Genomic DNA, 13,184 nt, shown 5'->3' on the forward strand with positions numbered 1-13,184 from the left:
GGTATACCCAAACGCGACACCTGTCGCCGAGACGTATCCGCTGTTCCACAAGGTCAGTTCCCGTGTTTTGGCACATGTATCGGCTAGGGTCTAAGACATGAATGGAACACATCGGGCCCCGGGGCAGCGCGTCGCATACCTGCGGGTGTCATCGGCCGGCCAGAACCTCGCGCGGCAGCTCGAGGCGGTGGGGGAGTGTGACCAGGTCTTCACCGAGAAGCAGTCCGGCAAGAGCGCGACGGATCGCCCGCAGCTGCAGGCGCTCATCCGGCACGTCCGCCGCGGCGATCATGTCGTCGTCGCGTCCATGGACCGGCTGGCCCGGTCGGTCATCGACCTGAACGACATCGTCCAGCAGATCACCGGCGACCCTGCCGAGCACAGCGAGCAGCGCCCCCGGAAGGGTGCGAGCGTCGAGTTCCTCAAGGAGCGGCTCACCTTCGAGCCCGGGCATGCGGATGCGATGGCCGCGTTCCAGCTGAACATGATGGGCGCCTTCGCGCAGTTCGAGCGCGAGCTCATCCGCCAGCGCCAGGCCGAGGGCATCGCCGCCGCGAAGAAGCGCGGCGCCTACAAGGGACGGCCTCGCAGCCTCGAGAGCGACCAGATCCACTCCGTTCGCAACGCTGCCTCGGCCGGTACACCCAAAGCCCAGATCGCGCGTGAGCACGGCATCAGCCGATCCACGCTGTACCGCTACCTAGCTGAGGTCGTGCCGTGAATGTAGACGGAATACTAGCTAGCCTTGACGTAGGCCTTGTGTCGCGCCCGACGACCGGCGGCTAGAGAGGCGATCCCATGGTCCAGTCTGAGGGGCTGCCGGCCCGCGGTGTGGTGTTTTGGCCGGTCGGCACCGGCGACAGCACGACGGTCGTGGTAGACGATCTCGTGGTGCTGCAGGTCGATCTGCACGACATGGCCAAGGCCGACGATGAGGCCACGCCCGAGGTCGCGGTGGTCGACCGGCTGATCCAGGCGCTGCCTCAGGTGGACGGTGTGCCCTACCTGGCGACCTTCGCGCTGACGCATGCCGACAAGGACCACTGTCTAGGATTCGCGGACCTGCTGGCCCGGGTCAGGATCGGTGAGCTGTGGTCGACACCCCGGTTATGGCGCGAGTACAACGACCCCGACGCTCCGGCTCTGTGTGCCGACGCGGTGGCGTTCCGGGAGGAGTCCGAGCGGCGTATTGCGGCAACGATGGAGGCGGTTAACGCTGCAGGAACGCCGGCCAGTGGTGACCGCATCCGGGTCATCGGGTACGACAACGACCACAGCTCCCACGCCTACGACGAACTGCCGGATGAGTACCTGGCCTGGCCGGGGCAGTCGCTGACTAGGCTGGACGGTCACGAGCGGGCGGGGGTGTTCGAGACGTTCATCCATGCCCCGTTCAAGGACGATGCCGCTTCAGCGCGCAACGAGACGTCACTGTCAATGCAGGTCACACTGACCGACGAGACCGGTGCCGACGGCAAGGTGCTGCTGTTCGGTGACCTGGCCCACGACACAATCATGAAGATCTTCGAGTACAGCGAATACTACGACCGTGAGCAGTACCTGGCGTGGGACCTGCTGCTGGCTCCGCACCACTGCTCCAAGCGCGTGATGTATGAGAAGGACAGCGACGGCAACGAGAAGCTCCAGCTGGATGTCCTCAACGCGTTCGAGCGCAACGCCCGCCCGAACGGCATCATCGTGTCCAGCAGTGGGGTGTTCCCGGACGTAGACGTCGATGGGCACAACCCACCGCATCGGATGGCGGCAGACCGGTACGCGGAGATCGCGGATGAGGTCATCTGCACCATGTCCTGGGTCGACGAAGTAGCACCGTCACCGGTCGTGTTCGGCGTTGATGCGACCGGCGCGCGCGTTATCCGTGGCGACCTCGTGCACAGCGCCGCGACCGAGGCCAAGAGTGAGCTGGCTGCCTCGGCGACGGGTCGCCGGTTCGCTGCCATCACGGCAGCCGCCGTCGCCGTTGGTAACGCGATACCCGTCGCTGCTGCCGCTGCACCGTCGGGTACGGGCCCGGAGCGTGTAGATGCGGCGGTCGCGGCCGACCGGGGCGGCAGCAGCGCCCCGGAAACGCCGGTCGGGTTCGGTCGTTGAGCAACCTGGCCCACCGGCAGCTGTCTGACCTCGCTGAGGTCAGCGGCGGCGCGATCCAAATCCTGGGGATCGAGCAAGACGACGAGGGCGAGACTACGTTCACCGTCTCCCTCGACACCTCCAGGATCACCACGAGCGGGCCGGGCATCCGGGTGCGCGCACGGGAACGATTCGAGATCATCGTCGGACCCTCCTTCCCATTGGCGCACCCGGGTGTCTACGTGTCGCACCGCCGATGGGCGGGGACGCCCCACGTGCAGTGGGGACGCCTGTTGTGCCTGTACGCAGCTCCCTCGGTGGAGTGGAACCCAGCAGACGGGATGCGTGGCCTAATCAGTCGACTCAATCTCTGGTTGCAGCGCGCTGCGGTCGGGGAGCTTGACCCGGCCGGTCAACCGCTGCACCCACCGGTTGCCTACAGCTCCTACAAGAACGGCTGGGTCGTGGTCCGACCAGACGTGGGCGAGCTCGCGCCCTGGAGGGACGCCGACCCCGATTCCTCGAGGGTGCGCCTGCTGTACGGCTGGTGCGCTCAGCGAGGCAAACGGATCGACGTATTGGAGTGGTTGACCGGACAACAGGTCTACCAGCGGCTGGTGGCTGACGAACTGCCGGCCCGCGACGCGGAGGGCACGGCCCTTTTCGCCGCCCCGCTCATACTCATCAGCGACACCCTCGACATGGAGTACCCCAGCAAGGCCGCCGCCCTCGCGGGCTCGCTCGAGACCTACGGGTACAGCCGCGACGAGCTGCTGCAGGCCTTTGTGACCGCCCGCACCATCAACAAAGCAGTCGGTGTCGCGCTCGACGGGGACGGAGCCATCCCCGCCATGATGCTGCTCGGTACGCCCGCACGGCGCCTCGACCCCGGACAGGCGCTGGCTCACATCACGGCGTGGCATCTGGATGACCTGGGGGCGGAGATCACCGACCTGCTGCAAGACGTCAGCCCCGAACACGTCGAGCTCACCAAACGAGTGCGCGACCTCGCGGAGAGCTGGCTGGGCGTCGCCAAGACGCAGTGGATGGTCATCCACGAAGCGCGCGCGGAGGTGACCCGACGCCGCGATTGGGGATCGCCCGCACAGTGGCTCACAGGCCGCAAGGTACTGATCCTGGGCTGCGGTGCTCTCGGCGCACCGATCGCGGAACACTGCGTCCGCGCCGGAGTCGCACAGCTGCACGTGGTCGACAAGGGCGCCGTCACGCCCGGAATCCTGGTCCGGCAACCCTACGAGGACGCCGACATCGGCTACAACAAAGCCGAACGACTCGCGCAGCGTCTCTCCCGCATCCGAGAAGACCTCACCGTCACCAGCGACCGAGGCGACATCGTGACCGGCACGCTCGCCGATCCGGCACCGCTGCTGGAGTACGACCTGATCATCGACGCGACCGCGGACGTCGGAGTGCGGGTCGGGATCGAACGCGTACGCGCAGCCGCGCGCGAGAACTGGCCAGCGATCATCAGCGCGCTGTTCGGTCACACCGCGCAGCGAGGCGTCGCCACGGTCTCGATGCCCGGGGCCACCGGCAGCGGCCACGACATCCTGCGTCGCCTTGCCATCGACGCCGTCACCAACTCGCGCCCCGGGTGGAGAACTATCACAGAAGACTTGTTCCCGAACCCGCCGCGCACGGACCGGTTCTTCCCCGAGCCCGGTTGCTCAGCCCCCACATTCACCGGCGCCGCAGCCGAGGTCACGGCACTGGCATCCACCCTGTTCTCCAACGCCCTAGCCACCCTGACCGACGCGGAGTCGGCGCCGATGTCCGCGATCGGCTGCGACCTGGCGCCGACAGCCTCAGGTGCCCGACCCGTCCTGTTGACCTGGCCGAACGATCACACCCTTACCGACCACACCGGTGAGTACGAGGTACGCATCAGCGGACGAGCACTGGCCGAAATGCGTACCGAGGCACGCCGAGGACAAAGGGTGCGCGGTGCACGCGTCGAGACCGGAGGGATGCTCCTGGGCAGCCTGGACGAGGCCACCCAGACCGTCTACATCGATGGCGCGAGCGGCCCCTCGCCCGATAGTCACTTGTCGGCGGCGTACTTCGATCACGGCGTCGAGGGCACCCAGGCGATCGTCACGAATATTCGCACCGCCACTGTCGACCGGGTCGGATTCGTTGGCATGTGGCACACCCACCCGCACGGGATCGCCTCACCGAGCCGCACCGACGAGGCCGGTATGGCTGACATCGTCTCGCCAGACGGCACGGGGCACAGGGCCGTCATGCTCATCCTCGGCGGACACGGAAGCTCCTGGCAGGCATGGCTGGAGACAGGCATACCGCCCGATCTCTACGTGCGGGTGGTGAATCGCAGAACCCAGTCCCCACCGGAGGGTCCGGTCGCGCTCCACCTCATCTCGGCCAGCGACTGGTTCCCGGGCGGCTACGCCTACCCGAGCCACAGAGCCTCCGAGGACGAGCACGAGCGCCCGGGTGACCAGCGATGACCGCAAAAATCGGCCTCGCCCTGTCCGGCGGCGGGTTCCGCGCCACAGCCTTCGGCCTCGGGGCGCTGAGAGCCCTCCACGACCGCGACCTCCTGGACAAGGTCAGCGTCGTCTCCGGAATCAGCGGTGGCAGTCTCCTGACCGCCATGTGGGCTTACGGGCCCCGACGGTTCGAGGAGTTCGACGACACGGTCACCGCCCTGCTCCGGGACGGGCTCCAGAACGAGCTCGTGCGCCGCGCCTTCGCACCACGCGCCGCCTTGCGCTCAACGTTCAGCGCGATGCGTGCCCTGGGCACACGGCAGGGGCGCTCCTACTCTCGAACCGACGCGCTGGTCGAGGCATTGGCCGCGCGCCCCTTCGGCGTCGTGCCGATGACCGAGGTCACGCACGCCAACATGGACACCATCATCTCCGCCACCGACATGCGCACCGGAAACGCCGTCAGGTTCGGCAGCGCCCTGAGCGCGTCCTCACCCTACGGACCCATCGTCGATGAAGTGCTCGTCGCGGAGGCCGTCGCCGCCTCGGCAGCGTTCCCCGTCCTGCTCCCCGCCCTCCACCGGCGCTACACATTCGAGCGGCCCGACGGAACCCGCCAGGACGACACTCTCGTGATGACTGATGGCGGCGTCTACGACAACCTGGGCCTTACGCCACTACTGCCCGGTAGGTCGCCCAAGTACAGCCCTCACGTCTACGACTTGGACTACATCATCGCCGTCGACGCTGGTCCCGGACGCGGTTCACGAACGGCATCACGCTTTCTCACCGGACGACTTGCGCAAAGCTTCGACATCACGCACACCAAGTCCCAAGACGCGGCCCGCAACCGCATCCATCTCGCAGGTGAGCAATCCGAGATCACAGGATTCATCCACGTCTACCTCGGCTTGCAGGACCACCGGCTCCCCACGCCCTTGGCCGACCTCATCCCCCGCAGCGCAGTGCACTCCTACCCAACGAACTTCGCTGCAATGACCCAAGAGGACCTTCAGGCGCTCGCCCTGAGGGGCGAACAACTCACCCGCACACTTATCACCGCGTACACGCCGGAACTTGGCGGTTAGGACGCCTCGCGCGACGGCGCCAAACGGCCAGAGATCGCGGAGGTCTGAAGCTTTTAATTGGCCGTCCGACGGGTTGGGGTGTAATTAGGACCGGTCGATGCCGCGGGCTCCAGTGAGCCTAGGTTGACGCCGACGCTCTTGGCGGGCAGGTCGGTGATGGAGGCGACGTGTTGCATGATCCCGATCATGGCCCTGGAACTAACGTCGCCCGGGCGCGTGTGTTCGGGCGCGGCGTCTGGGCGTACCGCCTCGGAGCCACCCTCGCAGCCAGTCACCTAAGGGGAGGGTGCCAACAGTGCGCATAATAGAAGTTATGCGCACTAGAGTGAGCCTCCCGCCCTGAATTTCGCTCTTAGAGCCGATTCAGTCCCTAAGCTTGGTCCTGTGCCACTTCGTGCTGCGCGACCGGCCCATCGGCGCCCCCGATGTCGCCTCGCTCGCGGACCGCGTGCGGCCCGGTGTCAGTCTGTCGCTGATGGACGTTAGCCCGGACGACCGGGTCCTCCGCTCCGTGGTGGCCGAGGACCAGGGGCTGCGGTTCATTGGGCTGTTCGGGAACCACATCGCCAACGACCCCATCATCGACAACGCCGACAAACACGATCCGGGCTTCTTAGCCGACCTGATCGCGCTGATGCTCAAGCTGTGATCACCAGCAGGCGAGATCTTCACAGGCCGCACGTGCGACGGCTCCCGGGGTGTTTCGACCCCGGGAGCCGTCGAAGCGGGTTGTCAGCGCCCGCGCGGATCGGTGTCCCGATCGACGTCAATCTCTTCCTTGCGCAGGTCCGCGCTCACGGTCTCAGTCTCCTGCACGGTGCGCTTGCCCACGTTCACCTTCTCGGTGGCGACGGTCTCCTTCTGGACGACGGGCCGCTCCTCCTTGAGGGTGACGACCTCCTCCTCGTTGGCGGACTCGTCGATCGACCCGGTGGAGCGCGCATCCGCCGAGTCGGGGTCGATCGCCTCGCGCTCGACGACGAGCTCCTCGCGCCGGACGGGGACCTCGATGTTCTGGGCCTCGGTGCGGACGCGCTTGCGCAGCCGCGCCCGTCCGGCCTCCTGCTGATGCGTGTCGACGCGCAGCCGCTCCTCGTGGGCGACCATCTGGCTGTCGTCCTCGACCCCGTCACCCGCGGCGGTGCGTCCCGCCTGGGCGCGAGAATCGTCGCGGCGTTCGTCCCGACCGGCGGTGTCAGCCGTGGGCGCCGGAGCGGTGCGGTCGGTGGTGCCGCCACCGTTCTGGTAGTAGCGGAACAGTTCCTGCTCCTCCTGGGGCGAGATCTGGCCGTCGGCCTCGACGCTGGGGGCGTCCTTGATGAAGTCCTTCGTGAAGGGCACCACCAGGTCGCCGTCGGCGGGGCGGGCGGCATCGACGGGCACGAAGGTCTCGCGCGTGCCGAAGAGACCCGTGTTGACCGTCACAAAGGTCGGTCGCCCGGTTTCGTTATCGACGTAGACCTGTCCGACGGACCCAATCTTCTTGTTCTCGCTGTCGTAGACGGTGGCGTTCTCGAGCGCCTGGAGATCGTTCTTGTCATCGCCCATGTGATATCTCGCTTCCTTGCTCATCACCGCCCTCTGGCCGGACGGTCTGCCTTCCCGAATGCCGGGTCCGGCCACCGTATCGCCGTGAACTTACAATGTAAACACGGCGCGCGGAACCCGGTCGGGGTGTGCCCCGAGCGCGTCGCCAGGAGCCGTCAACGCCTCGCCTGCTCACCCCCTACGTTGTAAGGTTGAACGCATCATCCCCGGTGGGTTAGGCCGTCCGAGGCTCTCGTCCCCCCGATGTGCGGACGGTTCGTCGTTGCCCGGCGTGATCCTCGGGCGTACGTCCCGGCGATCCGGAACTCATCGTGGAACGGGCGCCCTTGGAGCCGCTCGCCTCGTCCGAGAGAAAGAGAGTCCCCATGAGCCACCCGGAATCCTCATCCCAGCCATCGCCGGCCGAACTCATCAGCCGTCTGTCGGAGCAGACTTCGCGCCTCGTGCGCGAGGAGTTCAAGCTCGCACGCGCCGAGATGACCGCTACGGCCAAGCAGGGAGGGGTCGGCGCTGGGCTTCTCGGCGCCGGCGGCGTGCTCGCCGCCTACGGCTTCGCGGCGCTGATCGCGACCGCCATCATCGCCCTTGCCCTCGTGCTCCCGGCATGGGCGGCAGCACTGATCGTCACGGCCGTCCTGTTCATCGCGGCAGCCATCGCGGCCCTCGCCGGCAAGAAGAAGGTCCAGGACCTTTCCCTCGCCCCCGAGCGCACAATCGACAGCCTCCAGGAAGACGTCGCCGAAGTGAAGGGAAACACCCACCATGAGCACGCCTGATCCCCAGCATCCCGAGCCCGACGCCGACGCTTCGCCCGAGGAGCTCGAGGCCGATATCGCCCGCACCCGCGAGGAGCTCGGCAAGACCGTTGAGCAGCTGACCTCCGCTCTTGATGTCAAGACGCAGGCCAAGCAGCAGGTCGGCCAGGCCACCGAACGAGCCCGTCGGCAGCTCGACGACGTGAAGGATCGAGCCGCACAACAGTTCTCGGCAGCCCGCGACGCGGTCACCGAGGACGACGGTCAGCTCAATCGCAACGGTTGGATCGCCGCCTCCGTGGCCGGTGCCGGGGTCGCCCTCGGGATCTACCTGATCATCCACGCGGCCCGCCGCTGAGGCCACGGGGACCCCGTCGACAACGAAAGGCATCGCATGTCCAAGAATGAGTCCACCAGCACGTCCGCCAAGATCCTCTACCGCCCAATCGGCATGCTCGGCGGTCTCCTGAGCGGAGCGATCGCCGGGGTCATCTTCAAGCAGGTGTGGAAGCTCCTCACCCCACAATCCAGGAGCAACGAAGCCCCCAAAGCGTTGAAGTCAGATTTCAACCTCGGCCAGGTACTTCTCGCAGCCGCGCTGCAGGGTGCGATCTTTGCCTTCGTCAAGGCGCTCGTCGACCGCGGAGGTGCGCGAGGGTTCCAGCGCGTGTTCGGAGAATGGCCCGGAAACTGACGACCTGGACCCGCCCCACGAGGGACGCCCCTGAGCCCGGCCGGGCTCAGGGGCGTCCCTCGTCCACCCGCCGTGGTGCGCGGGGGTCACGCGTCCATGTCGCCTTTCTCCTGGCTGCGGCCCGCGGTCTCCCGCAGCCGGCGCGCCCGCTCGACGTCCTCGGCGAACTTCCGCTCGCGCTTGTCGCTGGCCTTCGTGTCGCGGGCCGGCAGCTGGAGCGTCTCCTCGGCTGGCATGCCCGCCTGCAGTTCCCGGCCCCGCTCGATCTCGCTGTCGACCTCCGCGCCGAACAGCAGGATCGCATTGATGATGTAGAGCCAGAGCAACAGGATGATGACCCCAGCCAAGGCGCCGTACGTCTTGTTGTAGCTGCCGAAGTTGGAGACGTAGAAGAAGAACGCGAGGCTCGCGAGCACAGCGACGATGATCGCGATCAGGGCGCCCAGGCTGATCCAGCGCATCTTCGGCTGGCGGACGTTGGGCGTCGCGTAGTAGAGCAGCGCGACCACGATCACCACGATTGCCGCGAGTACCACCCACTTCCCAACGTTCCACACGGTGATCGCCGTCGACCCCAGCCCGATCGCGCCGCCGACCGCCTCGGCGACAGGACCGGACAGCACAACGATCAAGAGGCCCACCGCGCCGAGTACGAGCACGAGTGCGGTCAGTAGGTACATCTGCACGGTTAGCTTGATCGCACCGCGCCCCTCGGGGACGTCGTAGATCTGGTTCATCGCGCGCCCGAACGCCTTGATGTAGCTCGAGGCGGACCAGAGGGCCGCGAGGAGGCCGATGACCAGGCCCAGACCGGGGGCGGGAGCGGTGAGGACGGACTCGAGAGCGGGCCGGACCGTCTGCCACGTGTCGGCCGGGATGATGCCCTCAGCCTGATCGAGGATCGAGGTCAACGATCCACTCTGGCCGAAGAGGCTGAGAATCGAGACGAGCGCCACGAGCGCCGGGAACATCGAGAGCACGGTGCGGTAGGTGAGCCCGGATGCGAGATCTGTGCACCCATCGGCCGAGAACTCCCGCACGGTCGTGCGCATGACGTATTTCCAGGATGGAGCCGTGATCTCTGCCGGGCTGTCGGGCTTACGGTCGTCTTCAGGGTCAGGGGCGTCAGCCGGGTCCTCATGGTCGTGGGTCGCCTGTCGTGACATCGTCCATCCTCTCAATCGCGTTCTTACACCGTAAGGCTAACGAAGTTCGGCGGGATCGAGTGGCATCGCATCGGCGATAGCCGGACACTGGCTCTATGGACAGCACGGCAGAGGGCACGGGATCCCAAAGGAGCGGCCGACGGCTCGACCGTGAGACGGTCATCAAGGAGGCATTGCGTGTCATCGATCGAGAAGGTCCTCGCGCGCTCACAATGCGCGGCCTCGGTCAGGAGCTCGGCGTTGAGGCCATGTCGCTGTACCGATATGTCACGGGTCGTGAGGATCTGCTCGAGGGCATCGTCGCGTGCTTGCTCGAGGGCGTCACGGCCGAGCTCGCGAACGCGCGCCCGACGAGCTGGCAGCAGTATCTGCAAACTCTCGCGCACATCGTGCGTGATCTCGCTCTCGAGCACCCACTCGCCTTCCCGCTCGTCGCGACCCGACACCCTGCCGCCCCGTGGCTGCGGCCGCCACTGCGCAGCCTCGAGGTGGTCGAGGACTTCCTCACGACGCTCGGCGAGTTCGGCTTCAGCGACGAACAGAAGGTCGGCGCGTATCGCTCCTTCACGAGCTTCCTGCTGGGCCAGCTGCTTCTCGAGGCGGCCGCGCGCGGCGACGGGGTCTCGCCGCCTGAGGAACCGCTCGACGAGGGGGACGCGGACGTGCCCAACCGGGACGGGCGCATCCAGCTCTCCCCGGGCAGCGAGGTGCTGCGACTGCGCCCGATGCTGAGCGAGAACCACGGCGCCGAGGAGTTCGAGTTGTCGCTCGAGTCACTGCTCGACCGTATCGAGCTCGAGGTCTCCCAGTAGGTGAGTCGTGCGTCGATCCCTCCGAAGCTCCACGGACCGACCCCGCATCCCCGCCGCCCGCGCGCTGCGCAGCCTCGGAATCATGGCGTCCCCTCATGTCCCCTCTCGTCGTGTTCTACGGCATCGGCCTGCTCGTCGTCGTCGCCGTGATCGTGCTCGCCGTGACCCTCGGGCGTCGAGCGAATCACCGTGAGGGATTCTCCCCGGCTCGCGAGCGCACGCTCGAGGCCCAGCACCGCCGCGCGCGGATGGACGCAGGCGGCGTCGACCGCGCTGAGCGTGGCGGTTCAAGGGGGCGTCCACTCGGGTCCAGTGCGCGAGCCGGCGTCGCAGTGAATCGCCCCGAGTTTTCTAGAGGCTCGCAAGTGCCGCGTCGGCGGGTGCCGGTGCGGGGTGGTTGTGATGGTAAGTGTCCTCGAGCTCGACGGGCGGGATCTTGCCGATCTCGCCGTGAAGTCGCCGGTGATTGAACCAGTCGATGTATTCCGCGGTCGCGATCTCGAGGTCGTCGATGTTCTTCCAGGGCCCGCGGTTGCGGACCAGTTCAGCCTTGAACAGCGAGTTGAAGGCCTCGGCCACGGCATTGTCATACGAGTCGTCGGTGGAGCCGACCGAGGCGGCCGCGCCGGCCTCAGCAAGACGCTCGGTGTAGCGGATGGCGACGTACTGAACGCCCTTATCGCTGTGGTGCGTGAGCCCGGAGACGGCCTGGCCTGCGTGATCGCGGGTCCAGATGCCCATCTCGAGCGCGTCCAACGCGAGGTCCGTCCGCAGCGACTTCGACAGCTGCCAGCCGACCACGCGGCGGGAGAACACATCGATGACGAACGCGGCATACACCCAGCCGGCGAAGGTGCGGCAGTAGGTGATGTCCGCGACCCACAACTGGTTCGGAGCGGTCGCGGTGAAGTCACGTTCGACCAGGTCAGGACGATTATCCGGGCCACGACCGGAGATCGTGGTGCGCGGGCCCTTGGCCCGGCCGACGCCTCGCAACCCCGCGCCGCGCATGAGCCGCTCGACCGTGCAACGCGCGATGACGACGCCCTCGCGGCGCAGCTGGGCGTGGACCTTCTTCGCCCCGTAGACGCCGAAGTTCACCGCATGGACGCGGTGGATCTCGACCAGCAGTTCCTCGTCGCGTAGTGCTCGCTTCGAGGGTGGGCGGGTCTTGAACGCGTAGTACGTGCTCGGCGCGATCTGCGTGCCCGCTGCGGTCAGCGTTCGACAGATCGGCTCGACGCCGAACTCATGCCTGTACTGGTCGATGTACTCCACGATCAACGCTGTGGGCGGTCGAGCTCCGCCGCGAAAAAAGCCGAGGCTGACCTCAGGATCGAGTTCGCCCTGCGCAGCTCACGCACTTCCTTCTCCAGCTCGACCAGGCGCTGGGACTCGCTGGTCGTGGTCCCGGGACGGTGCCCCTCGTCAACCTCGGCCTGCACGACCCAGTTCCTCAGAGTCTCAGGATTGATCCCGAGCTGCTCGCCCACACGGCGAAACGTTCCCGACCTCGTCGATGGATCGCGCCGTGACTGAACTGCCATCCTCGTGGCTCTCTCCCGAAGCTCGTCGGGGTACTTCCTCGGTGCTGCCATGCTCCTCATCCTCCCGTGGATTCAGAGCCTCCACCAGACCCGGGGCGATTCAATCGACCTCATCATCAAACGCCTGCAGGCCACCTTCGGGCAGTCCGTGATGGACGACGTCCAGGTCGACGGCATCCCCTACGACATGCAATCCGCGCAGCGGCTGTTCGCGAAGTCTCCGTTCGACTTTGAGCGCTGGGCCGTCTCCATGCTCCACGCGCAGCCGAACGAGAAACAGGTCGGCGACAAGGGCGTCGACGGTGTCCGACACTTCATCATCGACTCGCAGAACGTCGGCAAGGTCCTCGTCTCGGTCAAGGGTGGGAAGACCGTGCCTCCCACGCACGTGCGCGACCTTGCCGGCACCGTCCATCACGCTCGCGACGCGCAGCTCGGCGTGCTCATCACCCTCAACGACTTCCTTACCCGCGGCGCGCAAGAAGTCATCGACACTTCCGGTGTGTGGACTCACCCCGCGAACGGCCAGGACTTCCCCGTCCTCCAGCACATCTCGGTCCGAGACCTCATGGCCGGCCACCGCCCCAACCTTCCCACGGCGCTGGCTCCGTACATCTCGGCGCAGCGCGGCGTGGAACTCGTTGATCAGGGGAAGCTGTTCGGGTAGCCAGGCTGGTCATCAGCCACCCGCATCATTGCTGGCACGCTGGCACGCTGTCACTCGGATGTGCCCGACTGGACCACGATCCCCCCGGTCGCTGGGTCGCGCGATGATGCTGGGACAACCTGCCGCCGAGTCGGGTACGGCAGGCACGTGCCCAGCCTTCATCCCCGAATGAAGGCCAGCCCCGGGGTGGGCCGGATGTCCGCTGGGGACTCTAGAGTCCGCGGCGTGGAGAACGTGATCGCGGAGTATGAGGGGCTGCGTCTGATCCCGCCGTTGGTGCGCACGGCGCAGGGGTGGGCCGAGCGGCGGTCGAGCGAGTGCTCGTGCGGTGGCCGGCGCTTCCTG

The 13,184-nt window shown here is 66.9% G+C and carries 13 protein-coding genes and 1 other annotated feature; of the genes, 10 read left to right on the top strand and 3 right to left on the bottom strand.

Annotation, left to right across the window (positions count from 1 at the left end):
• Positions 1-97: 97 nt before the first annotated feature.
• From ACYVAP_RS16195 to ACYVAP_RS16215, 5 genes are all read left to right on the top strand, one after another.
• Positions 98-721 (top strand): recombinase family protein, encoded by a 624-nt coding sequence (locus ACYVAP_RS16195; protein WP_498861516.1) that lies wholly within the window; start codon positions 98-100, stop codon positions 719-721.
• A 77-nt stretch (positions 722-798) separates the two neighbouring features.
• The gene (gene mblB, locus ACYVAP_RS16200; protein WP_498861517.1) at positions 799-2,112 is read left to right on the top strand and encodes a ComEC/Rec2 family competence protein; all 1,314 of its coding nucleotides are present in this window, start codon (positions 799-801) and stop codon (positions 2,110-2,112) included.
• Complete coding sequence (gene cap2-3 / locus ACYVAP_RS16205) at positions 2,109-4,580, top strand: anti-phage 6A-MBL system cap2_3 protein (protein WP_498861518.1); 2,472 nt, start codon at positions 2,109-2,111, stop codon at positions 4,578-4,580. The genes mblB and cap2-3 overlap by 4 nt, the downstream gene beginning before the upstream one ends.
• Positions 4,577-5,650: a patatin-like phospholipase family protein gene (locus ACYVAP_RS16210; protein WP_498861519.1), complete on the top strand. Its 1,074-nt coding sequence runs from the start codon at positions 4,577-4,579 to the stop codon at positions 5,648-5,650. The genes cap2-3 and ACYVAP_RS16210 overlap by 4 nt, the downstream gene beginning before the upstream one ends.
• A 394-nt stretch (positions 5,651-6,044) precedes the next feature.
• A complete protein-coding gene (locus ACYVAP_RS16215; protein WP_268525482.1) occupies positions 6,045-6,299 on the top strand; it encodes a hypothetical protein in 255 nt (84 codons plus the stop codon).
• A gap of 83 nt (positions 6,300-6,382) precedes the next feature.
• Here the strand turns inward: ACYVAP_RS16215 and ACYVAP_RS16220 are convergent, their stop codons facing one another.
• Positions 6,383-7,273, bottom strand: coding sequence for a DUF2382 domain-containing protein (locus ACYVAP_RS16220; protein WP_498861520.1), 891 nt, complete (start codon positions 7,271-7,273; stop codon positions 6,383-6,385).
• A 290-nt stretch (positions 7,274-7,563) separates the two neighbouring features.
• Between ACYVAP_RS16220 and ACYVAP_RS16225 the strand changes: the two genes are divergently transcribed.
• The 3 genes from ACYVAP_RS16225 to ACYVAP_RS16235 are packed head-to-tail and all read left to right on the top strand — an operon-like array spanning position 7,564 to position 8,647.
• A complete protein-coding gene (locus ACYVAP_RS16225; protein ID WP_498861521.1) occupies positions 7,564-7,974 on the top strand; it encodes a phage holin family protein in 411 nt (136 codons plus the stop codon).
• Positions 7,961-8,311, top strand: coding sequence for a DUF3618 domain-containing protein (locus ACYVAP_RS16230; RefSeq protein ID WP_498861522.1), 351 nt, complete (start codon positions 7,961-7,963; stop codon positions 8,309-8,311). The genes ACYVAP_RS16225 and ACYVAP_RS16230 overlap by 14 nt, the downstream gene beginning before the upstream one ends.
• A gap of 36 nt (positions 8,312-8,347) precedes the next feature.
• A complete protein-coding gene (locus ACYVAP_RS16235) occupies positions 8,348-8,647 on the top strand; it encodes a DUF4235 domain-containing protein (protein WP_498861523.1) in 300 nt (99 codons plus the stop codon).
• A gap of 86 nt (positions 8,648-8,733) precedes the next feature.
• Here the strand turns inward: ACYVAP_RS16235 and ACYVAP_RS16240 are convergent, their stop codons facing one another.
• A complete protein-coding gene (locus ACYVAP_RS16240) occupies positions 8,734-9,813 on the bottom strand; it encodes a YihY/virulence factor BrkB family protein (protein WP_498861524.1) in 1,080 nt (359 codons plus the stop codon).
• Positions 9,814-9,908: 95 nt separating this feature from the next.
• Here ACYVAP_RS16240 and ACYVAP_RS16245 point away from each other — a divergent pair, with 95 nt between their 5' ends.
• Positions 9,909-10,625, top strand: coding sequence for a TetR family transcriptional regulator (locus ACYVAP_RS16245; protein WP_498861525.1), 717 nt, complete (start codon positions 9,909-9,911; stop codon positions 10,623-10,625).
• Between the two features lie 351 nt (positions 10,626-10,976).
• On the opposite strand, the gene ACYVAP_RS16250 is transcribed toward ACYVAP_RS16245, so the two are convergent.
• A protein-coding gene (locus tag ACYVAP_RS16250; RefSeq protein ID WP_498861526.1) for an IS3 family transposase occupies positions 10,977-12,223 on the bottom strand; the annotation gives its coding sequence in 2 pieces (ribosomal slippage) (positions 10,977-11,938 and positions 11,938-12,223; 1,248 coding nt in all).
• Positions 11,817-11,945, bottom strand: a sequence feature (AL1L pseudoknot). (Overlaps the previous gene by 129 nt.)
• Here ACYVAP_RS16250 and ACYVAP_RS16255 point away from each other — a divergent pair.
• Positions 12,222-12,839: a restriction endonuclease gene (locus tag ACYVAP_RS16255; RefSeq protein ID WP_498861527.1), complete on the top strand. Its 618-nt coding sequence runs from the start codon at positions 12,222-12,224 to the stop codon at positions 12,837-12,839. The genes ACYVAP_RS16250 and ACYVAP_RS16255 overlap by 2 nt on opposite strands.
• The last annotated feature ends 345 nt before the right edge of the window (positions 12,840-13,184 follow it).

Source organism: Brachybacterium horti, assembly GCF_054777615.1.

Coding starts and splice junctions, on each gene's coding strand:
- ACYVAP_RS16255 (WP_498861527.1), top strand. CDS start 12,222: ATGCTCCTCATCCTCCCGTGGATTCAGAGCCTCCACCAGACCCGGGGC.
- ACYVAP_RS16240 (WP_498861524.1), bottom strand. CDS start 9,813: ATGTCACGACAGGCGACCCACGACCATGAGGACCCGGCTGACGCCCCT.
- ACYVAP_RS16245 (WP_498861525.1), top strand. CDS start 9,909: ATGGACAGCACGGCAGAGGGCACGGGATCCCAAAGGAGCGGCCGACGG.
- ACYVAP_RS16210 (WP_498861519.1), top strand. CDS start 4,577: ATGACCGCAAAAATCGGCCTCGCCCTGTCCGGCGGCGGGTTCCGCGCC.
- ACYVAP_RS16195 (WP_498861516.1), top strand. CDS start 98: ATGAATGGAACACATCGGGCCCCGGGGCAGCGCGTCGCATACCTGCGG.
- mblB (WP_498861517.1), top strand. CDS start 799: ATGGTCCAGTCTGAGGGGCTGCCGGCCCGCGGTGTGGTGTTTTGGCCG.
- ACYVAP_RS16225 (WP_498861521.1), top strand. CDS start 7,564: ATGAGCCACCCGGAATCCTCATCCCAGCCATCGCCGGCCGAACTCATC.
- ACYVAP_RS16230 (WP_498861522.1), top strand. CDS start 7,961: ATGAGCACGCCTGATCCCCAGCATCCCGAGCCCGACGCCGACGCTTCG.
- ACYVAP_RS16235 (WP_498861523.1), top strand. CDS start 8,348: ATGTCCAAGAATGAGTCCACCAGCACGTCCGCCAAGATCCTCTACCGC.